This window comes from Aquimarina celericrescens (genome assembly GCF_042682765.1).
In the GTDB taxonomy this organism is placed as follows: Bacteria; Bacteroidota; Bacteroidia; order Flavobacteriales; family Flavobacteriaceae; genus Aquimarina; species Aquimarina celericrescens.
Genome location: NZ_JBHUHY010000003.1, coordinates 439,971 through 460,710 on the forward strand (window position 1 = coordinate 439,971; position 20,740 = coordinate 460,710).

Below are 20,740 nucleotides of genomic sequence, written 5' to 3' on the forward strand. Positions count from 1 at the left end.
TTTTAACAGATGAATTTATATCCCATAAAAGCGGGAAATTTTAAACTTGATGGAGGCGCCATGTTTGGTGTAGTCCCAAAAGTTTTGTGGAATAAAACAAACCCTGCAGATCAAAACAACCTCATTGATATTGCTGCTCGATGTTTATTAGTTGAAGACGGCAACAAGCTTATTCTTATTGATGCTGGAATGGGAAATAAACAATCAGAAAAATTTTTTAGTTATTATTCTCTATGGGGTAATGATAGTTTAGACAAATCATTGCAGGAAAAGGGGTTTCACAGAAACGATATAACCGATGTATTTATAACACATCTACATTTTGATCATTGTGGCGGTGTTGTGCAATGGAATAATGATAGAACCGGTTACGAATTGGCGTTTAAAAACGCAAAGATTTGGAGTAATGAACAGCATTGGCAATGGGCAATAGAACCCAATGCCAGAGAAAAAGCTTCATTTCTAAAAGAAAATATTGTACCTATTCAGGAAAGTGGGCAGCTACATTTTGTTTCCAGAGACGACAATACGTTTCAAAAAGAATCAGATTTGGGTTTTGGTGTGCTATTTGTTAATGGTCATACCGAGAAACAAATGATTCCGCATATCGAATATAAAGGTAAAACCGTAGTTTTTATGGCAGACTTATTACCTACCGTAGGCCATATACCTTTACCTTATGTAATGGGTTATGACACAAGACCATTATTAACATTAGATGAAAAGAAATTGTTTCTTGAAAATGCAGCTAATCAAGGATGGTATTTGTTTTTAGAGCATGATGCTCATAATGAAATAATAACCGTAAAACATACAGAAAAAGGTGTACGACTTAAAGAAGTCTTCACTTGTGATGAAGTATTCAATTAATATATAATATGAAGATGACCCGATTAAATAAAATTTGTATTGCCGCTGTATCAATAGTTTTGGTGGGATGTGGTACCCCTGCCATAATCTCAACTCCTATTGAGAATATTGACAATATTCCACTTAAAATTAATCCACTTACAGAAAACCAGTTAAAAGAGTGGACTTTTTATGATTTAGTTTCTGACACTATACCAGGGATGAGTGTTGAAAAAGCTTATAATGAGATTATTAAAAACAGAAAAGGCCAGACTATAATTGTAGGAGTAATTGATAGTGGTGTAGACATAGAACATGAAGATCTGGATGATGTTATTTGGACTAACAGCGACGAGATTAAAGGAAATGGTAAGGATGATGATGATAATGGGTATATAGATGATATTTATGGTTGGAATTTTCTTGGAGATGCAGAGAACGAAAATTTAGAATATGTTCGTATAATGAAAAAACTGAAACCTAAATATGACGGCAAATATTTAGCGTCTATCCCGGAAGAAGATCGAGACGAATACCAAAAATATATCGAAGCTAAAGCAGAGTTTGAAAAAGAATATCAAGAGGCGTTTTCAAATAAACAACAATATGAACAAATATTAGTACAAGCGAAAGCTTCTCACGAGTCAATAACAAAAGCCTTAGACAAAGAAGATTATTCACAAGAAGAACTATTAAAACTTGATCCGGAAAACAAGGAAATAGAGTATCATATGGCGTTTCTTTCTCAAATGTTTAGCTTTCTAGATCCGGGAGATACTATTCCAGATTTTATAAAAAATCTTGAAGAAGGTATTGAACATTTTACCGAGCAACTGGATTATAACTTAAATGTAGAACTAGACGGAAGAAAAGTAGTAGGAGATAATGTCGATGATATTACCGACACCAGATATGGTGATAATAATGTGATGGGACCAGACCCACAAAAAGAAGGAATTAAACACGGAACTCACGTTGCAGGAATCATAGCTGCAGAAAGAAATAATAGCATTGGGATGAATGGTGTTGCTCGAAATGTACAAATAATGGCAATACGAGCTGTTCCTAATGGTGATGAATACGATAAGGATATCGCACTTGCTATACGATATGCTGTCGATAATGGCGCCAAAATAATAAATACAAGTTTTGGTAAATATTTTAGCACTCATCCAGAATGGGTGAGAGAAGCGATTACTTATGCGGCATCAAAAGATGTACTTATTGTCAATGCAGCAGGAAATGAAGCCGAGGACCTAGATCAAAAGGCAGTATATCCAAATGATCAAATTGACAACACTTCAGAGGTTGCAGATAATTTTATTACTGTTGGAGCTTTAAATTATGAGTATGGATCTGACCTTGTCGCTGATTTTTCGAACATTGGTAAAAGTAATGTAGATGTATTTGCTCCTGGAGTTAAAATCTGGGCTACAACACCTAATAATTCTTATGAGTATTTACAGGGAACCTCGATGGCTGCCCCTGCTGTGTCTGGAGTAGCCGCCTTAATAAGATCCTTTTATCCTAAACTGAAGGCTTCACAGGTTAAAAAGATTCTAATGGATAGCGGCTTGAGCACAAAAACAAAGGTTACAGTTGGTGATGATGCTACAAATGTGAAAAGCTTTTCAGAATTATCTAAATCAGGTAGAATGGTGAACCTTTATAATGCTCTTATCATGGCAGATAAGATGTCTAAATAATATTACATTATGATTAAAAAAATTGCTTTAGTTTTCTCTTTTGTTGTGAGCAGTGTTACCGCTCAGAATAACACCTCTTATTGGCAGCAACATGTAGATTATACAATGAATGTTGACATGAATGTTGACAATTTTCAATACGAAGGTGTACAAGAATTGATTTATACGAATAATTCTCCGGATACTTTAAATCAAGTATTTTATCATTTATATTTCAATGCATTTCAACCCGGTAGCGAGATGGATGTTCGTTCTAGAAACCTTCCCGATCCAGACCCCAGAGTTAAAGACAGAATAAATAAACTGTCACCTCAAGAGATAGGCTTTATAAAAGTTTCTTCGTTGTCGCAGAACAAAAAACCCGTTACCTATAAAGTAGCAGGAACGGTTTTAGAGGTTACATTAGATAAACCGATTCTTCCAGGTGAAAAAGTGACTTTTTCAATGCAGTTTTTTGGGCAAGTACCAAAACAAATACGTCGTTCTGGTCGTAACAATAAAGAGGGAGTTGCTTTATCAATGACCCAGTGGTATCCAAAAATGGCAGAGTATGATTTTGAAGGTTGGCATGCTCATCCGTATATAGCAAGAGAGTTTCATGGAGTTTGGGGAAATTTTGATGTAACTATTAATATTGATAAAAATTATGTTTTAGGAGGTACAGGCTATTTACAAAACCCAAAAGAAATAGGCCATGGGTATGAGTCACCGGGAACTAAAGTAAAAAAGAAAACAGAAAAGTTATCATGGCACTTTAAAGCGCCAAATGTTCATGATTTTGCATGGGTGGCCGATCCAGAATTTTTACATGATATGGTAAAAGTGCCTAATGGGCCGACACTTCATTTTCTATATAAAAACAATGCCGAAATTATAGATAATTGGAAAGATTTACAGCCAAAATCTGTTGAATTGATGCAGTATTTTAGCGAAAAGATTGGAACGTATCCGTACACTCAATACTCAATTATTCAAGGTGGCGATGGTGGTATGGAGTATGCGATGTGTACGTTAATTACAGGTGAACGTAGTTTTGAAAGTCTGGTTGGGGTGACAGCTCATGAGATGGCCCATTCCTGGTTTCAGCATGTTCTCGCCACCAACGAGTCTAAACATGAGTGGATGGATGAAGGGTTTACAAGTTATATTTCTACGTTGGCTATGAATGAAGTCATGAAACAAAACAACCCCAATTCCTTAAAAGGATCATACAAAAGTTACTTTCAATTGGCAATTTCGGGAGTAGAACAACCGCAAACCACGCAGGCAGATCGTTATGCTCATAACGCTGCGTATGGGGCCTCAGCGTATTCTAAAGGGGCAGTCTTTTTGTCTCAACTAGGATATGTAATCGGTGAAGATAACCTCGCAAAGACGATAAGAAGATATTATGATGAATGGAAATTTAAACATCCAACACCCAATGATTTTAAGAGAGTAGCAGAGAAGGTATCAGGAATTCAGTTAGACTGGTACTTAACAGATTGGACTCAAACTACTAATTGGATAGATTATGGTATCAAAGAGGTTGAAGAAGTAAATAGCAAAACTAAAATTACTCTAGAACGTCTAGGGCCCATGCCTATGCCCATAGATCTTTATGTCGAGTATCAGGATGGAACTATAGAGTCTTTTTATGCACCGTTACGAATGATGCGTGGGGAGAAAGACAATCCCATTCCCTCTATAAATAGAACGGTTTTATTAGATTGGCCATGGACCAACCCCACATATTCTGTAGAGATCCCCAAGCCAATTTCTGAAGTTAAAGCGGTAGCTATTGATATCACTCGCACTATGGCCGATGTAAATCCAAGTAATAACAACTACCCTAATTAGAAGGTATGTAATAGAAGCAATAAATTTTCTAGGTTGACGAAAAAAAATGTTTATCTGTCATATTGAGCGTAAACGAAATGTGACGTTTAAATACATTGTATTTTAATAGGCGCTACTCTATATGCTCTAATATGAACCTTATCACTACATTTATGGCCAATGAAGGCGACATTTAACAAAAAAGAAAGACTTAAAAGTAAAAAAGAGATTGAGCTACTTTTTTCTGAAGGAAAGTCTATTTCTAAATATCCCATTAGGCTTGTTTATAAGAAAACCTGTTTTGAAGATGGCACCAACATTAAGGCTGCTGTATCAGTAAGTAAACGTCATTTTAAAAATGCAGTTGATCGTAATCGTATAAAACGTTTATTGCGTGAAAGTTATAGAAAAAATAAGTATATTGTACCCAACACTACTCATCAATTCGCTTTTATGTTTTTATATTCTGGTAAAGAAATACCAGAATATAAATTAATAGAATCTAGAATAAAAGGAATATTACAAAAATTTGTTGAACAAGAGATAGCATCAATATAGTTTCTAAACTTAGTATTTGATTGTGATTATAAAAATATATCTATGAAAAAGAGAATAATCTACCCCGCCATTGTCGTAGTTATTTTTTTAACTACAGTAAGTTTTAAATCAGATTTTTTTGAAATCGCCAAACAGATAGAGATTTTCACTACGATGTTTAAAGAATTAAACATGAACTATGTAGATGAAACCAATCCTGCCGAGCTAATGGATACTGCCATTAAAGCTATGTTAGATGATCTTGATCCTTACACCAAATATTGGAATGAGCAGGACGTTGAGGCCTCAAAAATCAGGAATGCAGGAGAGTATACAGGTATCGGTGCGACGGTTAAAACCATAAAAGATAAAATTATTGTTATTGAACCTTATAAAGATTATCCGGCAGATAAAGCGGGTCTTAAAGCGGGTGATGAAATCATTCAGATTGGAGATATTAAAGTTGCCGATTTTAAAGAGGATGCAGGAGAACTTCTTAAAGGGGCAAGTGGAACCAAAGTGAACATCACCTATAAAAGACAAGGAGAAACCAAAACTACGGTCCTCAACAGAGAAGAGATAGAGGTGAATGCTGTTCCTTTTTATACGATTTTAGATGACAATACAGGATATATTGTTTTATCAAAGTTTAACAATAAAGCTTCGAGCGAAACGATTGATGCTTTAAAAGACTTAAAAGCCAAAGGAGCCGAAAAAATTATTTTGGATCTAAGAGGAAATCCAGGAGGACTACTAAGCGAAGCGATCAATGTCACCAACATTTTTGTTCCCAAAGGAGAATTAATCACAACGACCAAGTCTGTAGTAAAAAAGTATAATAAAGAATATTTCACAAAAAAGGATCCCGTAGACACTCAAATACCTCTTGTTGTACTAGTAAATGGTAGAAGTGCTTCTGCTAGCGAAATTGTAGCTGGGGGTATTCAGGATTTGGATAGAGGAGTCATCATTGGTGCTAGAAGTTTTGGAAAAGGATTGGTACAACGACCCAAAAAACTTACTTACGGCACACAATTGAAAATTACAATTTCCAGGTATTATACTCCAAGCGGTAGATGTATACAGTCATTAGATTATTGGCACCGTGATAAAAATAACAATGCGGTTCGTATAGATGAAAAAGACTTTAAAGCCTTCAAAACCAAAAATGGAAGAACAGTATATGATGGTGGTGGAATAGAACCTGATATTGAGATGGAAACTTCAAAGTATAGCGACATTACCACAGCACTGCTTAAATCTGATGCTATTTTTAGTTATGCTACAAAATATTACTATGCTCATCAATTAAAAGATGCGGGAGATTTTACCTTTACTAATAATGATTACGAAGACTTTAAAAAGTTTGTAAAACAAAGTGATTTCGATTTTGAAACGGATACAGAGAGAGCTTTTAGAAAATCCCTGCTCACGGCTAAAAGAGAAAAGCTAGATGGAGCAATCGCCTCGAGTTATGATGCACTCCTTGCTGCTATAAAGGCATCTAAAGAAAAAGCACTAGATACCCATAAAAATGAAATCGTGAATTTGCTTACCGATGAGATTATAAAGCGCTATTTTTATAGAGAGGGATTGTATAACTACTATGTAGAACATAATCCTGAAGTTGCCAAAAGCAAAGAAATATTAAATAACGAGAAGAAATATCAGGAGATTTTGAAGTAGATATGCTTCATACATAGCGAGAAATACCTCTTAATATCTTAAAATAACCCTCTCATCGAGAAGGAAACTGAACGTATTGGTTAATGCGAGCTCGGTATGACCGAAATTTGAAATTGTTGAACTTCCTCTTCAGGATAGGATTAAGGTTAGAGGTTTCATCTAAGAGTCCCATCATCCTAACCTTCACCTTAAAGGAGAAGGAACTATCAGGATTCGTAAAAAAACGGATTCTCAATAAATTTTAAATCGAACATACACTTTTTAACTTCTTAAGATTTAATTTTTTTGTTCTTCTGTAAAAGTAGCTTGAGCTACTCTAAATCTTTTTTAAAATAATTAAGTTCAATGCGTGCATAATGTTCATTTAACTCTAAAAATTACTATTAAAGGGATAAAAACACCACTAGAACTCTCCAAATCATATCTACCACACTTTTATATGACCACAATATTCTAATATCTTATATAAAAATAGCCCATTAGAAGTTAAAATATGCAACAATACGAGTCTGAGCGAGGCTATTTTAAAAAGATTTTTGATGAGAATACTTGTAGAAGGGTTTCAGGATTAAAAAAAGCACGACTGTATGCTTGTCAAAGCCCATAAATCCTGTCCCTAAGCCAATTATAAAACATTTTATGGGTTATTGCGTTTTATACACTGTACAAACGTATAAATGTTGTATCATGAAAACTTTAAAAAAGTGGTTCGTAGTAATACTGCTTGTGATAGCGGTAGTTGCTTGCGGTGACAAGAAAAAAGAAGAGAAAAAGACTACGGTTGCAAAAAAAGCAACCGCCACTACTGTAAAAAAGACTCAAAAAAAGGTAGCAACCAAAAAGCTATCAAAAAAGGAGCTCAGACAATTAAAAAGAGCGCAAAAAAAGCGTGAGCGCGAAGCAAAAAGAAAAAAGCGAGAGCTTGAAAATAAGAAATGACAATAAACAAAAAGGGCCGAATCAATTCGGCCCTTTACTTTTATTAAAAATAGATGTAACATCAATTGATCTCCCTTAGAGTAGCCAAAAGGGTTGACGTAACAGAAATATTAGTTTTTAAGGATTTTTTCTGTCTTTCTAAACGCTCCTTTTGCATCAGAGGTGCGAACTATATAAAACCCATTAGGAAAACGACTCATATCTACAGATAATTTAGATTGTCCAACATTTAATCGAATCGTTTGATGATAAACCGTTTTACCCATAACATCAGTAATTACAACATCAACATCACTTTTTGAAAGTAGATTAAAGTCTAGAAATAAATCTCCTACAACCGGGTTTGGAGAAATGGAAACTTTTACCGCTTCTAATCCAAAACCTTCCTCCATTAACTCACTTTCAAAAGCAGTAGGGTTTTTTGCAGGCATAACAGCTTGCTTGGCAAAAACATTTTCTCCGTTTTCCAGGCAAACAATAGCATCCAAGTCAAAACCATCGGCAAACCAGGGAAAGATATTTCTATCGCTTGTGTCTACTACTTTGATATATTTTGCAGAACTCAAATTACCAATTGCCAAATCAAATTCTCCATCCTGGCATGTAGTTCCCAAAGAAACAAACTCAATTCCGTCTTGTGATGCAAAGACTTCAGCAGTTTCTGGAAAATACTGACAAGGGATATTACCAAAGAACCCAGTAGATTCAAATACAGCAAATTCGTTGGTGTCTTTATTATCAAAAATCTCGTTATTCAGCTCTACAGTAATTGATCCACCAAAACCTAAACTTACAAAATCAAAGTATTTTCTTTCATTTGGAGCTCCTAAGGCACGCTCTGGATTACTCCTAAGCCTTGAGATTTTTCTTCCGTCCTTTCTTTTTCCTTGTTCAAAAGATACTACAGATCCACCAACACATTGATTATCTACAAAAGGTTGTTCTAATAAAAATCGTGCAGAAACCGGGAAGTGATCAGAAGTTGTAAATGCATAATCGGCATCGTATACCTCATAATGTACCGTTACAGAATTTTCAATATAGGCTTCATCAAGCTCATTGGTAATGGCAATGTGATCGATCATATTTTCTCTGAAAACAAAAGAACGTAACCCTGCTTCACTTAAGGCCGAAGAAACAATGGTATAATTAGCGGTGTCATCTACATATTCCTGAAAACTAGAAATAGTAGAAGGAATATCGGCTACGGTTTCATCTACATCGTCATTATAATCTCCTAACAGAATAACTTTATTATTGGCAAAATTAGCATCTAAAGAATCTTTTAGTACCTCAACATCATATTTTCGCATATCGTATCGATTTTGAGGATCATTACTGCTATTTGCCCGTGCGTGCAACGCGATTAAATCAATTCGTTCTGTTACACCATTAATAGTAACATCTGCTGTCATTAAGAAAGGTAATCTACCACTGGCAAAGAAACGAGAGGTTGTGCTTGGATAGTTTACGAGAGCAGAATCATCGCCACCGTTATAAAGAGGATGAATTGAGGTAAACATAGCCCTGGTGTTGACTACAGAAACGGTTTCAGTATTATAAATAAACCCTAATTTTTGAAAAGGAGGTGTACCCCCTGGATTTGAAAAGGCATCAGACAAGATATAATCGTATCCTGGTAATTGTGCTACCAGCTCGGCAAATAAAGCGTCATCAGCTATTTCTTCAACTGCATATACATCGGCATTTAATCGTTGAAGAACTGTTGCTGTACTATCCCTTTGAATAGTATCAGACATTGGATTTTGACCCACAGGAGAGTTGTTTTCATCTCCAAACCATTCGATGTTCCAGGCTACGGCATCAAAAGTATCTTCTTTTGGAATGCCGATAGTATCACCAGGAGGAATAAATTCTAATGCACAAGGGATATCACTAAACGCTCTGGGTAATAGTTGAAAAAACTCTCTAAAACGTCCTACTACTCCCGTTATTTCAGGGCAAGTAACAGGTTGTACTTTCCCCACGATAGATTCTACATCATTATCGATTCGTAATTCTCCTGTTCCGCTTGCATCTGTAAGGGTAAAATTAGAGTTTCCGAATAAAAGATCCCCCGGATTTGGGAAGGTAGTGTTCAAAACACGTACCAATTCACCTGGGTGATTAGCGATTTCAGAAAGTGTAATTTCTTGAGGAATAATAGGGTTTTGAGGAAGTCCGTTATTTACAACCTCAACAATACCGCTAATTTGAATCTGATCATTAAAAGCCGCTCGAACTCCTGTTAAGGTAATAGAATCTCCTACTTTTAAAGTAGCATTAGCTTGTACTTGTTCATCAAACACAGCGATACCACCTGTTGCATCCTGAATAAACGCGGGACCGTTAAAACTATCAGTAACAGTAAGTACACCCGCTATGGTTACAGGCGTGCCCTCTGCTGTTGCTCTAGCTTCAGCAATAGTAATGGGTTCACCAGGAACTACAATGATACCATCATTACTGATCCCGGGAGTAGGGGCTTTGGCAACATAGGACACTGTATTACGAGCACCTCCTAGACCATTGGGAACCCGTTGTAAAGATTCTGCATCTTTATTTCCGTTTTCATCTTCGTTTACTTGCGGTTGATCTGCATTTAGCAGGACTAATAATTCTGCATCATCAGCATCATTGGTGTCATATACAATAGCATCAATGATGTTTTCAGTTACAACTGCTGTACCGTTAGGGAAGGTAGTGGCATCACCAAAATAAAGCACTACGGCATCTGCTCCATTTTGAAAAGAATTTCCCGGTACGACAAGATCAACATTAGTAACATCGGCATTACCGATGACAAAGTATCCTTCGGCATCGGTTGAAAAGCCATCGAGATCTATGGCATTATAGCTAGTATTGTTATTTCCATTATAATTTACCAGAACAAACCCATCAAGAGAAGTGTTTCCGGCTCCACCATCATATAATTCTACGAATTCCAGGGCGTCAGAACCTTGAGTATCGGCATCAATTTCGTTAATAAGTATGGTAGTATCAGGACTACCACCATCATCAATTACAACATTTTCTCTATTTGGGGTATTTACGGCTTCACCAGCTTCTGCTTCTACAACAGGAAAACTAGGCAATCCGCTTCCGTCAAAATCATTTCTTGTCCAATCGGTGGCAACATCGGTATCTTTTCCGTTAGGAAATCTTGAAGCTCCTCCCACAGTAAATGATATGCCATCAAAAGACTGTAATAAGGTGACAGTTGCGTAGTTAAAATCTGCAACACCTCCGTCATTAACACCAATATCATCCATACGTTCTTCCCAGGGAGTGCTATCAAAAACACCATCATCGTCGGTATCCAGGTCTTGATTTAAGCTTCCGGTAAAGTTTTTCACTAAAAGCAGGGCTACAGTTCCATTTTCAAAGGTGTTACTACCAAAATCAGTAGTAAAATATCCATTTTCATCTGTAATACCTAATTGTATAACTTCGTCGATAGTACCGGCAGCATTGCTATCCCCATCAATTTCTAATAACCAATATTCACTTAGATCAGTTTCTGCTCCAGCTAATATTTCTACAAATTCATCGGTATCTGATCCGGTATGATTAAATACAAATTCATTGATTACCGGTTGTATGACAACGGTTCCAAAGGTTTGATTTGTATTTACGACGCCGTATGTATTTGTGAGGACGGTTTCCCATGTAAAATCTGAAGCTACTGTTCCTGCTCCTGATAATTGTAAAGAAGCACCAGCAGGAGTACTACTGGATTCAGACACACCGATATCTGTACTAGTCTGTCCAGACGCGGGACCATTGGTCGCAGTAATAACCCCTTCATAACTTAAGAATTGAACAACCGTATTGTTATTATCAATCAATGCAATCCCATCGGGAGCCCCATTTTGAAGCCCGTTGACCGGTAGTATTTCTACCAAGGTTCCAAATCCATTTTGCTGATCAGGGAGTGTTCCAGAAATAGGAATTGTATTGTAAACCGTTCCGTTTGATCCATTATACAAAACAATACTCCAATTGGTAAGGTCTGTTCCTGCCGCTCCAGCGATTTCGACAGCTTCATCTACGTCTGTACCTGCATTATCATAATGTATTTCATTGATAAATACAGACTGTGTAAATCCATTCTGAGTTCCTATAAAATATAGAATAGTGAATGGAATTAAAAGTAATTTTAATTTCATGATGATTAATTTGTTTGTGTGATTTTTTGCGTAGCGCAAGGTATAGCATTATAACGATTTTAACACTCTGGCAGTGTTAAAAAAACATCAACAAATTAACAATTCTTTTATAGCCCTTTATTAATCAAACATTTGAAAGATAGGCTATTAGAAAGATAAAAATAAGTTTAATTAACATAAAAGGTAAAGTAGGGTAAAAAGACCCATCTAGATTGGGATTATCAACTCTTTTATACTGATTACCAGTTTTTTAAATTTGTTTAGGAGATTCTTATCAAATATTTTGACCACTTTAGGACTTCAAAAAAATTATAGTAACTATAATCATAAATCAAAATGAAAAAAGGGGGAAATTTCATGAGAGTTATGTGGGGTGCAGTGTTTATTGTATGTGTTGTATCCTGCGAACAACCAGACAGAGAAGCCGATTTTATAAATACCAACGAGCATGGAGGCTTCATGAGTAGAACAGGAAATAGTGATGAAATCATTGAAGATCAGAAAGAGACAGAAATTCCATTATTACACATACGGCTTAATGGTGATTTAAGTGAAAAAGAAGCTACTGCCAAGTTTGATAGAGTGGTTGCAGAATATATGAGAAAAAGTAATAAACCAATTAAAGGGGTAAGCACAGAATGGTATTATAGAATTGCAACCTATACTGGAACGCAATCAGGCAATGGCACCGACGGCAATGTAAGAGCAGGTGCTTATTTTAAAACTGATAAAGGAGTGTTGAATATTCAGAATATTATTTTAAACAACCCAGGTGATGATCATGAAACAGGAAAATGGGATTACTATCTTTTTAAGGCATCTTTTCCTGGTCAAGCAGTAAACTGGGTAAAAATAATCGCTTCAAAAATTCAATTACAAGGAACTGACGGATGGTTTGTAAAAGAATTTCACACCTATATGGTTACCGAGGATCAAACCGTTCCTGCGTCTGGGAACACAAACATATATACATTCCCTAATGTTTGGCTAGATAACACTTGTGCTAATTGCTGGGATAGTTACCAAAAACGTGGAGGATATGGTAAATTAGAGTTTTAATCTTAGTTAGTTATAGAGTGATAAAAGACCAAAGCTGAAAACTCGGCTTTGGCCTTTTTAATTTCTAATTAGTTATTATAGACAACTACGTTTTTCCATTTTTGGCTGTATGTCGTACCATTATTTTTATTATACATCTGGAATCCAATTCTCCAGGTAACCACATTACCATTTCCATATTTAGGAAATTTAACAGTTACAGTACTAGGTTGGTTTGTATACGTTTTTTTATGTATCCAGGAACCACCAGATTTTACTTGAAACCGAACCTTGAACTTTCTTAAGTTACTAGGAACTGCATTTTGTTCGGCTTGTGTTAAAATGTAACTGTAGGTCGCACTTTCATAGGCGTCAACACTGGATTTACCATAAATACCAGGGAGTAAGCCAATTATAATATTTTTGGTTTCCGGGTTATCTACAATTTCTACGTCATTTTTTTCTTGAACCACTGTTTCGTCGGTTTCAGAGAGGTCAGATTTACTACAGGATATAATTAGAAACCCTGCACATAAAAGAACTAACTTTTTTAAATTTTGTGTTTTCATATTTAATATTTTTATGGTTTATGAAGCCAATATATAATTAGGATGTATCAAAAAAGTCCGAATAGTTTGAAAATCAAACTATTCGGACTTTTTTAGGGTTTTTAACCTGTTTTTTCAGCGTTAAAACACCTTTAAATAACGGCTAGAATACTTACACATTATACTTAATCCTTATGTAAACAGGAAAATGATCACTATAACCTCCGGTATACTTTCTGCCGACATAGGTTCTAAAAGGATTGCCTTTGTATCTTCCCTTATAAGTTTTTAAAAAATCTTTATCAAAGATGGCTGCATCAGAAAAACAATGTTTTCCTTGTTCATATTTATGGAAATTATTACTGAAGATAATCTGATCAAATAAATTCCATTGACTTCTATAGTTCAAGCTACCTTGATATCGGGTAAGCAATTTTTCCATAGGGTTGAAAAGATCATTTTTCACCAGATGCTTTTTGATGCTTTCACTGTAAGGGTCGTCATTAAAGTCACCCATAATAATAATTTTTGCATCTGTCTTTTCTAAAGTAATTTTATCAACAATCTCACGATTTTTTTCTGCAGCTGTTATTCGTTTATATGCTGTAAGTTCTGCTCCATTCCTTCTGGAGGGCCAGTGATTAACTAGAATATTCACTTCTTCGGTGTTTAAAACACCTTTTACCCATAAAATATCTCGTGTATAATCTCTTTCACCATTTTGATTATCTACCAGAACAGGTATATTTTCAGAGGCAATAACCTCGAAGTGCTGTTTTTGATATAATAAACCAACATCAATACCCCGTTCGTCTGGAGAGTTAAAATGAACCACACCGTAATCCTTATTTTTTAAGTGTTTTGTGGTTACCAGATCTTCAAGAACCTTTCTGTTTTCTACTTCAGCCACACCAACCAAAATAGGGGGTTTTCGTGTTTTTAAAAATCCAATATTAGAAATGACTGTTCCTAATTTGGTAATCTTCTTCTCATATCGTTTACGGTTCCATCGTTTTTCAGAATTAGGTAAAAAGTCTTCATCCAGGACCTTTGGGTCATCTTTGGTGTCAAATAAGTTTTCGAGGTTATAAAATGCAATAGTATAGTGTTTTGTGTTTTTTTTCTTGAAATAATACTTGTTTGCCATTATCATTAAATTTATGATAAACCCTCTATATTATAAACTTTCAAGTATATAATTGTCGTATTTTTGTATACTGGGTTTACAGTACAATATAACAATTTAAGAAATAGAAGATAAGTTTAGTACATGTTAGAGAGGAAGGAAATTGCATACGAAAAAACAATTTTGATAGGAATAATCACTAAAAATCAAGACGAAGAAAAACTCACAGAATTTTTAGATGAATTAGAGTTTCTTACCTATACAGCAGGAGGCGAAGTGGTAAAACGATTTACTCAAAAAATGGATATGCCCAATTCCAAAACATTTATCGGTACTGGTAAGATGGAAGAAGTAAGAGCATATGTAGAAGAACATGAAATTGGTACGGTTGTTTTTGATGATGAATTATCGCCAGCTCAATTGCGTAATATAGAGCGTATTTTAAAAGCAAAGATTATAGATAGAACCAATTTGATTCTCGATATTTTTGCGCAACGTGCCCAAACTAGCTATGCTCGCACACAGGTAGAGTTGGCGCAATATCAATATTTACTACCTCGACTTACAGGGTTATGGACTCACTTAGAAAGACAACGTGGGGGTATAGGGATGCGTGGCCCAGGTGAAACAGAGATAGAGACTGACCGCCGTATTGTAAGGGATCGTATTTCTTTATTAAAAAAGAAACTACAAACGATTGACAAACAAATGGCAACACAAAGAGGTAATCGCGGTAAACTTGTTCGTGTTGCCCTTGTGGGTTATACCAATGTTGGTAAATCTACCCTTATGAATGTTATTGCTAAGAGTGAAGTATTTGCAGAAAACAAACTTTTTGCGACATTAGATACCACAGTTCGAAAAGTAGTGATTGGTAACTTGCCATTTTTGTTGAGTGATACCGTTGGATTTATTAGAAAACTACCTACGCAGCTGGTCGAAAGTTTTAAAAGCACACTAGACGAGGTTCGAGAAGCTGATTTATTGTTGCACGTAGTAGACATCTCTCATCCACAATTCGAAGATCACATAGCTTCTGTAAATAAAATTTTGGGTGAAATAGATTGCACAGATAAAGCTACAATCATGGTATTCAATAAAATTGATGCGTATACTCATGAAACTATCGATACAGACGATCTCACTACCGAAAAGACAAAGGTGCATTATACTTTGGAAGAATGGAAACATACCTGGATGAGCAAAATAGGCGATAATGCATTATTTATTTCGGCCATAAATAAAGAAAATATGGATGAATTTAGAAAACGGGTATACAAAGAAGTTAGAGATATTCATGTTACTCGCTTTCCATATAATAATTTTTTATATCCTGAAATTATTGTAGAAGAGTAAATAACCCCTCAGCACAAGATAAGGAGGTATTGCATTGAAAAACAATCTTGATTACGAGGTACGCCTGTAATATTTAAATCTCAATTATCGAGTAAATTTAGAATTTATAATCCAGACCAATACCGGTTATTTGGCGTATCTGAAATGCCCCGGTAGCATTATCATCATAAATACTCTGAAACACAAAGCTGAAAGAGATATAGCGATTAATCTTTAGGTTTAAATTAAAGGTATAATCAATGTCGATATTTTCGGGATTTTCTATATAATTAGAATACAGGCTTAATGCATTATTTATATAAAAATTCTCTGATAATGAAAACTTTAAATTAGCGACCAAAGACCCTCCAAACTCAAACCTTGTGCTCTCACCTGCATCTACACCAAAATAATCACCATCCTGATATCCCTCGACATTAGTAAATTCTTTATCTACAAAAATGATACGTGAGGTGACAGGGGCAAGGTTGATATTAAGGTCATCGCTTTTTTTCCAAAGTATACCAGGACCAGCCTTTAAAAATGCCGGAGAAAAAAAATGAGTTTCTTCAATACGTATGGTTTCTTCAGTTTCGGGATCGGCTTCAAACCTAAATCCTTTGTCAAATTGGGTTAGGAGATTTGCAAAAAATGAATAGTTCCAGTTACCATTTCCAATACGTTTTCCCAAACGAGAATTGAGCTCGATTCTATCACTTGTTTTCCGGGCAAACTTTTCATCTTTTATAAAGGATAATCCGTAGTCTGCTAAAATTTTATTATACCATGTTAAATTATTTTTTTTGTAATTAAATTCAACATCGCTAACTGCATTACCTGCAATATTTGAAGTTCCCCCACCTTGCCAATCAAAATTAAAAGCAGACTGGTTAAAAAGCAGCGAGAATTTTCCTTTGGTTTTCCAGCCTACATGTTCTGGCGGTTTTGGCTTTTTGGGAGTGATTTCTTTTAGAACGTTCTTTAAAACAATAATATTAAGTTCTCGAGTAGTATTTTTCAAAAGACTATCAATAGAACGCTTTAAATTCAATTGAATAGAATCAAGCTGTTTCACTTTTTTCTTTTCTTGACCAAAGGTTTTCGATACAAAAAACAATAAAAAAACAGCTAATAATAACCTTTTCATTGGATCTATCGTTGCAGGGGTAATGCGCAAATATACAAGATGCGTTTAGCTTTATCAAATTATCATTCTATTGAAGTCTAAAAGTTTATGGTTAGAGATTACGATATATTTGTAGAGACAATAGATATTCATGTAAAGAATTGAAAATAGAACTCGTAAAAGCAAAAGAGGCCGACAAAGTTTTTCTCCTTAATTTGAGAAAACGAACGATGGTACCGTACCTGGAAAGAGCAGGTATTTATTTGTCTGAAAAGGAACATAAAGCCGGGGTAAGTAAAAATTTCAGTAATTTCTATCTTATTTTGAAAATGAATAAGCGAATAGGCTTAATAAAGTATAAGGTTGATGAAAAAGGGATAGAAATATTGTAGTTGCAACTATTACCTAAGTATCAGGGCATGGGCATAGGAAAGCAAGTGCTGAATAGCCTGATGACCAAGGCAAAATCTTTAGATATTGCGTTACATTTAAAAGTTCTGAAGAAAAATCCAGCAAGGTTTTTGTATGAAAGACATGGATTTAAAATTGTAGGAGCCGATGATCATGAGTTTATACCATTTCTCACATGAAATTACCGTATAAAATTGTCTCTTTTGACTTGATGCTTCGTTATAAAATTAATCGATAGCTATGGCTATCCATAAATTTTTTGCCTTGCCTAAAATCAAAATAGTTCAATTCGTATATCAGCAATTTCATATAAGAACTGGTATTAATGGAAATGTTGTCAAAATAGAACAGGTCTGAAAGTTTTATTCGAACTTTCAGACCTGTTATCAGTTTAACCTGCTCTTTTTAAAAAGTATAACTTACTCCTAAATTCCAGAAGGATTGCAATTCATTATCTGTATTTTCTAAAGTGGGTGTAGGTACTATTTCAGGTACTTGAGCTAATGCATAGTTAAATGCTTCTTGTTTATTACTCCTTAAACCGAAGTCAAACCCTACTCCTATGGCTTTCCACAGTGTATAAGAAAAAGAATTTGTCCAGGTCCAATTAGAATAATCAGTATCTTCATAACTTAAGAATGCAGAAAGATTAGTTTTAAAGTTTATAGCACCGATTTTACGAGTATAATCTGCTACAAGCTTGGCTCCTAAGGAAGATTCATATTCTGCTGCACCTTCACTAAAGACAAAATTATAATTTACGGGATGAACCACTATTATTAAATTGTTAATAGGAGTCCAGGTAATACCCGCACCAATATCTAAGTAGCCAGGATCATTAAAATTACTTAAAACGGTGGTTCTATATTCGGCCAATGTAGAAACTGCCAAGGTTTTAGTGAGCTTATATCCAAATAAAGAAGAGAAGTTAAAAACATCTGTCGCTTCTCTAAAACCATCATTATCTGTTGGATCATCTTTGTCATCTAATTTGACCCAAGCCAGATTTACGTTCAGGTTATTTCTCCAAAAGTATTTTTTTTGTAATAAGTTGGCGTATCCATTAAAAGTAACACCAATATTTCCAGCTGAGTTATTGGGAATTCCTTGAGCAAACCAGTTATTGAAACCAGATAGACTTCCTCCTACGGTACCAAAGGCACCTATTTTCCAACCGGAAATGGTGTCTAATTTTGCCTGAATAGCATTTATTCTATTTTGTATGGCGGCAATAGAATCCTTTTTAGCAGCCTGTTCTTTTTTCAACTCTTCTTCAGTTTGTGCTGATAATGTGGTTACTGTTAGGAATAAAGCAGTTATGCAAAGAAGTTTCTTCATCGTTAATTGGGTTTAAAATTTCGATTATAGTTAAAAAAGAATAAAGGAAACATCTAAAAAGTATTGTTTCGTCATCCAAAACATGATTCAGGATCTTATAATTATATGTTTTTCAGCATAAAGATTCTGACATAAATTTAGGATGATAATGTTTTTAGACTCTTAAGACCACCTTATTCATTTCGTTCATCAAATTTAAAGTAATCAAACTTTGAAGGATAAAAAAGTCTCTAGCATGTTGAAAGTTTTCGATAAAAAACAGAATTAACAGACAAAATCACCTATTTTCTTTTGTATAAAGGAACTGAAGAACATGCTTCTCCATACATAATACTCTTGGCTACAGGCTGTAGTTTTTGAATTAAAGAGATATAGGCTCCTTCAGGTACTGGTTTATTGGCACAACCTTTTATAATTAGGAGTTTATCTTGATACTCTGAAACATCTAAGTCATTTATAATTTCAGCATAAAGGATCGTTTCTAGAATTTCTAGAGAACCCACCACCACTTTTTTGGTATATGGAATCAAAGAACTCGTTAATAAAAGATATGCCCATCCAGGGATTATTGCTTCAGTAGAACAAGTCAATGCAACATACTGATCTTGATATTGACTCCAATCATGAGCTGCAACATGTTTTCTGAAGTCTTTCTCTCGTAAAAGCAACCCCTCAAAGAGCCACTCTTTGATATCAAATAAAACACGTTTACCCTGTGGATAATAATCTTCAAGGTCGAAAGTGATCAGATTTTGATTGCTTGCAACTCTATTTACGATTTCTTCTTCCATTATAAATATCCTATTTTTTCTGATAATTCAATTTTACTTTTTGTAAAATTTCCAGTTCCAAAAGCAATTTCTTTACCGTCTTCGTTGTATAACGTAGCTTCTGCTACAAATAGATTTCGAGATTTAAATTTTACCTTGCCTACAGCTGTTATGATTCCTGTATTTGCAGGTCTTAGTAAGTTGATATTGAAAGAGCTTGTAAGCACAAAAACATCTTTTACCATAGAATTTACAGCAAAAAAGGCAGCATCGTCTAATAATTTAAAATATACCGAGCCATGAATAGCTCCCAAAGCATGAAAATATTTATTAGATATCTTTAGTCCGATTTGAGCCATTTCTTCTGATATTCTAACTGTCGTAGTGTCGAATATTTGAGTATTAATATTTGCCTGCAAATACATTCTTTCTAATTTATCATAATGTTCTTTACTCATCTTTTTGATATTTAGAAAGCGTAGTTACTTAATACTTCAAATAATTAACGTTAAAGGTTATAACATTCCAAGCTCTAATTTAGCTTCTTCACTCATTAAATCTTGTGACCACGGCGGATCAAAAGTAAGCTCCATCTCTACATCGTTTACTGCATCCAGAGATTTTACTTTTTCTTTCACTTCTTCTGGCAATGATTCTGCCACAGGGCAGTTTGGTGATGTAAGTGTCATGAGTATCTTTACATCAAGATCTTCATTTACAAATACATCGTAAATTAATCCCAGCTCGTATATATCCACAGGGATTTCAGGATCGTAAATGGTTTTAAGAACTCTTACAATCTTTTCACCTAGTTCATTTGTATCTATAGCAGTTTCACTCATGGTTATCTTTTTGGTCGACTTTGAAAGGTTATACCTTTCAAAAATGATTAATTTAATTGTGTTTGATAAGCAATGGCATACATTTTTAGCTGCTTGATCATGCTTACCAAACCGTTAGCTCTAGTTGGTGAAAGGTGTTCTTTTAAACCAATTTCATCGATAAAGCTAGTATCAGCTTCAATAATATCTTTAGGATGTTGTCCAGAAAATGCTCGTATAAGGATCGCAATAATACCTTTGGTAATAATAGCATCGCTATCTGCAGTAAAGTCAACTTTATCGTCATTCATTTCGGCATGGACCCAAACCTTACTTTGACATCCTTTAATAATATTGTCGTCTGTTTTGTACTTTTCTTCAATTAAAGGAAGGGATTTTCCTAATTCGATCATATACTCATATCGTTGCATCCAGTCATCAAACATGCTAAATTCATCGACAATCTCTTCCTGAATTTCTTGTATAGTCATTACTCACAAATTTTCAACAAAAATACGACAAG

General features: G+C 34.9%; 19 protein-coding genes. 10 read left to right on the top strand and 9 right to left on the bottom strand.

Going from position 1 to position 20,740, the window contains the following annotated elements; all coding sequences use genetic code 11:
* Positions 1-9: 9 nt before the first annotated feature.
* From ACFSJT_RS05745 to ACFSJT_RS05770, 6 genes are all read left to right on the top strand, one after another.
* The gene (locus ACFSJT_RS05745; RefSeq protein WP_378319264.1) at positions 10-870 is read left to right on the top strand and encodes an MBL fold metallo-hydrolase; all 861 of its coding nucleotides are present in this window, start codon (positions 10-12) and stop codon (positions 868-870) included.
* An 8-nt stretch (positions 871-878) separates the two neighbouring features.
* A complete protein-coding gene (locus ACFSJT_RS05750) occupies positions 879-2,555 on the top strand; it encodes a S8 family peptidase (protein WP_378319265.1) in 1,677 nt (558 codons plus the stop codon).
* 9 nt (positions 2,556-2,564) lie between these two features.
* The gene (locus ACFSJT_RS05755; protein WP_378319266.1) at positions 2,565-4,394 is read left to right on the top strand and encodes a M1 family metallopeptidase; all 1,830 of its coding nucleotides are present in this window, start codon (positions 2,565-2,567) and stop codon (positions 4,392-4,394) included.
* A gap of 159 nt (positions 4,395-4,553) precedes the next feature.
* A complete protein-coding gene (rnpA, locus tag ACFSJT_RS05760; RefSeq protein WP_378319267.1) occupies positions 4,554-4,931 on the top strand; it encodes a ribonuclease P protein component in 378 nt (125 codons plus the stop codon).
* A gap of 42 nt (positions 4,932-4,973) precedes the next feature.
* Positions 4,974-6,596, top strand: a complete 1,623-nt coding sequence (locus ACFSJT_RS05765) for a S41 family peptidase (protein ID WP_378319268.1) — start codon at positions 4,974-4,976, stop codon at positions 6,594-6,596.
* A 687-nt stretch (positions 6,597-7,283) separates the two neighbouring features.
* Positions 7,284-7,535, top strand: coding sequence for a hypothetical protein (locus tag ACFSJT_RS05770; RefSeq protein ID WP_378319269.1), 252 nt, complete (start codon positions 7,284-7,286; stop codon positions 7,533-7,535).
* 110 nt (positions 7,536-7,645) lie between these two features.
* Here the strand turns inward: ACFSJT_RS05770 and ACFSJT_RS05775 are convergent, their stop codons facing one another.
* Positions 7,646-11,704: a T9SS type A sorting domain-containing protein gene (locus ACFSJT_RS05775; protein WP_378319270.1), complete on the bottom strand. Its 4,059-nt coding sequence runs from the start codon at positions 11,702-11,704 to the stop codon at positions 7,646-7,648.
* Positions 11,705-12,040: 336 nt separating this feature from the next.
* Between ACFSJT_RS05775 and ACFSJT_RS05780 the strand changes: the two genes are divergently transcribed.
* The gene (locus ACFSJT_RS05780; protein WP_378319271.1) at positions 12,041-12,763 is read left to right on the top strand and encodes a hypothetical protein; all 723 of its coding nucleotides are present in this window, start codon (positions 12,041-12,043) and stop codon (positions 12,761-12,763) included.
* A gap of 68 nt (positions 12,764-12,831) precedes the next feature.
* On the opposite strand, the gene ACFSJT_RS05785 is transcribed toward ACFSJT_RS05780, so the two are convergent.
* Positions 12,832-13,311 carry a hypothetical protein gene (locus tag ACFSJT_RS05785; RefSeq protein WP_378319272.1) on the bottom strand — a complete coding sequence of 160 codons (480 nt, stop codon included), beginning with the start codon at positions 13,309-13,311 and terminating at the stop codon, positions 12,832-12,834.
* Between the two features lie 151 nt (positions 13,312-13,462).
* A complete protein-coding gene (locus ACFSJT_RS05790; RefSeq protein WP_378319273.1) occupies positions 13,463-14,437 on the bottom strand; it encodes an endonuclease/exonuclease/phosphatase family protein in 975 nt (324 codons plus the stop codon).
* A 123-nt stretch (positions 14,438-14,560) separates the two neighbouring features.
* Here ACFSJT_RS05790 and hflX point away from each other — a divergent pair, with 123 nt between their 5' ends.
* Positions 14,561-15,772: a GTPase HflX gene (gene hflX, locus ACFSJT_RS05795; RefSeq protein WP_378319274.1), complete on the top strand. Its 1,212-nt coding sequence runs from the start codon at positions 14,561-14,563 to the stop codon at positions 15,770-15,772.
* A gap of 97 nt (positions 15,773-15,869) precedes the next feature.
* Here hflX and ACFSJT_RS05800 read toward each other — a convergent pair whose 3' ends face one another.
* Positions 15,870-16,898 (bottom strand): DUF3078 domain-containing protein, encoded by a 1,029-nt coding sequence (locus tag ACFSJT_RS05800; protein ID WP_378319275.1) that lies wholly within the window; start codon positions 16,896-16,898, stop codon positions 15,870-15,872.
* A gap of 140 nt (positions 16,899-17,038) precedes the next feature.
* On the opposite strand from ACFSJT_RS05800, the gene ACFSJT_RS05805 reads away from it, so the two are divergent.
* Both ACFSJT_RS05805 and ACFSJT_RS05810 read left to right on the top strand, forming a co-directional pair.
* A complete protein-coding gene (locus ACFSJT_RS05805) occupies positions 17,039-17,269 on the top strand; it encodes a hypothetical protein (protein WP_378319276.1) in 231 nt (76 codons plus the stop codon).
* On the top strand, positions 17,270-17,467 hold the full coding sequence (locus ACFSJT_RS05810; protein ID WP_378319277.1) for a GNAT family N-acetyltransferase: 198 nt from the start codon (positions 17,270-17,272) through the stop codon (positions 17,465-17,467). It begins immediately after the preceding gene.
* A gap of 226 nt (positions 17,468-17,693) precedes the next feature.
* Here ACFSJT_RS05810 and ACFSJT_RS05815 read toward each other — a convergent pair whose 3' ends face one another.
* The 5 genes from ACFSJT_RS05815 to ACFSJT_RS05835 all read right to left on the bottom strand — a co-directional run bounded on the left by ACFSJT_RS05815 (position 17,694) and on the right by ACFSJT_RS05835 (position 20,708).
* On the bottom strand, positions 17,694-18,626 hold the full coding sequence (locus tag ACFSJT_RS05815; protein ID WP_378319278.1) for a DUF3078 domain-containing protein: 933 nt from the start codon (positions 18,624-18,626) through the stop codon (positions 17,694-17,696).
* 281 nt (positions 18,627-18,907) lie between these two features.
* Positions 18,908-19,417: a DUF2480 family protein gene (locus tag ACFSJT_RS05820; RefSeq protein ID WP_378319279.1), complete on the bottom strand. Its 510-nt coding sequence runs from the start codon at positions 19,415-19,417 to the stop codon at positions 18,908-18,910.
* Positions 19,417-19,854 (bottom strand): PaaI family thioesterase, encoded by a 438-nt coding sequence (locus tag ACFSJT_RS05825; protein ID WP_378319280.1) that lies wholly within the window; start codon positions 19,852-19,854, stop codon positions 19,417-19,419. Before ACFSJT_RS05825 ends, ACFSJT_RS05820 begins: the two co-directional genes overlap by 1 nt.
* A 57-nt stretch (positions 19,855-19,911) precedes the next feature.
* Complete coding sequence (locus tag ACFSJT_RS05830) at positions 19,912-20,238, bottom strand: SUF system Fe-S cluster assembly protein (RefSeq protein WP_378319281.1); 327 nt, start codon at positions 20,236-20,238, stop codon at positions 19,912-19,914.
* 47 nt (positions 20,239-20,285) lie between these two features.
* The gene (locus ACFSJT_RS05835) at positions 20,286-20,708 is read right to left on the bottom strand and encodes a SufE family protein (RefSeq protein ID WP_378319282.1); all 423 of its coding nucleotides are present in this window, start codon (positions 20,706-20,708) and stop codon (positions 20,286-20,288) included.
* Positions 20,709-20,740 lie beyond the last annotated feature (32 nt).

Bases quoted from the DNA above. Each gene is read 5' to 3' on its own strand.
- ACFSJT_RS05745 (WP_378319264.1), top strand. From the start codon at position 10: ATGAATTTATATCCCATAAAAGCGGGAAATTTTAAACTTGATGGAGGC.
- ACFSJT_RS05750 (WP_378319265.1), top strand. From the start codon at position 879: ATGAAGATGACCCGATTAAATAAAATTTGTATTGCCGCTGTATCAATA.
- ACFSJT_RS05755 (WP_378319266.1), top strand. From the start codon at position 2,565: ATGATTAAAAAAATTGCTTTAGTTTTCTCTTTTGTTGTGAGCAGTGTT.
- rnpA (WP_378319267.1), top strand. From the start codon at position 4,554: ATGAAGGCGACATTTAACAAAAAAGAAAGACTTAAAAGTAAAAAAGAG.
- ACFSJT_RS05765 (WP_378319268.1), top strand. From the start codon at position 4,974: ATGAAAAAGAGAATAATCTACCCCGCCATTGTCGTAGTTATTTTTTTA.
- ACFSJT_RS05770 (WP_378319269.1), top strand. From the start codon at position 7,284: ATGAAAACTTTAAAAAAGTGGTTCGTAGTAATACTGCTTGTGATAGCG.
- ACFSJT_RS05775 (WP_378319270.1), bottom strand. From the start codon at position 11,704: ATGAAATTAAAATTACTTTTAATTCCATTCACTATTCTATATTTTATA.
- ACFSJT_RS05780 (WP_378319271.1), top strand. From the start codon at position 12,041: ATGAAAAAAGGGGGAAATTTCATGAGAGTTATGTGGGGTGCAGTGTTT.
- ACFSJT_RS05785 (WP_378319272.1), bottom strand. From the start codon at position 13,311: ATGAAAACACAAAATTTAAAAAAGTTAGTTCTTTTATGTGCAGGGTTT.
- ACFSJT_RS05790 (WP_378319273.1), bottom strand. From the start codon at position 14,437: ATGGCAAACAAGTATTATTTCAAGAAAAAAAACACAAAACACTATACT.
- hflX (WP_378319274.1), top strand. From the start codon at position 14,561: ATGTTAGAGAGGAAGGAAATTGCATACGAAAAAACAATTTTGATAGGA.
- ACFSJT_RS05800 (WP_378319275.1), bottom strand. From the start codon at position 16,898: ATGAAAAGGTTATTATTAGCTGTTTTTTTATTGTTTTTTGTATCGAAA.
- ACFSJT_RS05815 (WP_378319278.1), bottom strand. From the start codon at position 18,626: ATGAAGAAACTTCTTTGCATAACTGCTTTATTCCTAACAGTAACCACA.
- ACFSJT_RS05820 (WP_378319279.1), bottom strand. From the start codon at position 19,417: ATGGAAGAAGAAATCGTAAATAGAGTTGCAAGCAATCAAAATCTGATC.
- ACFSJT_RS05825 (WP_378319280.1), bottom strand. From the start codon at position 19,854: ATGAGTAAAGAACATTATGATAAATTAGAAAGAATGTATTTGCAGGCA.
- ACFSJT_RS05830 (WP_378319281.1), bottom strand. From the start codon at position 20,238: ATGAGTGAAACTGCTATAGATACAAATGAACTAGGTGAAAAGATTGTA.
- ACFSJT_RS05835 (WP_378319282.1), bottom strand. From the start codon at position 20,708: ATGACTATACAAGAAATTCAGGAAGAGATTGTCGATGAATTTAGCATG.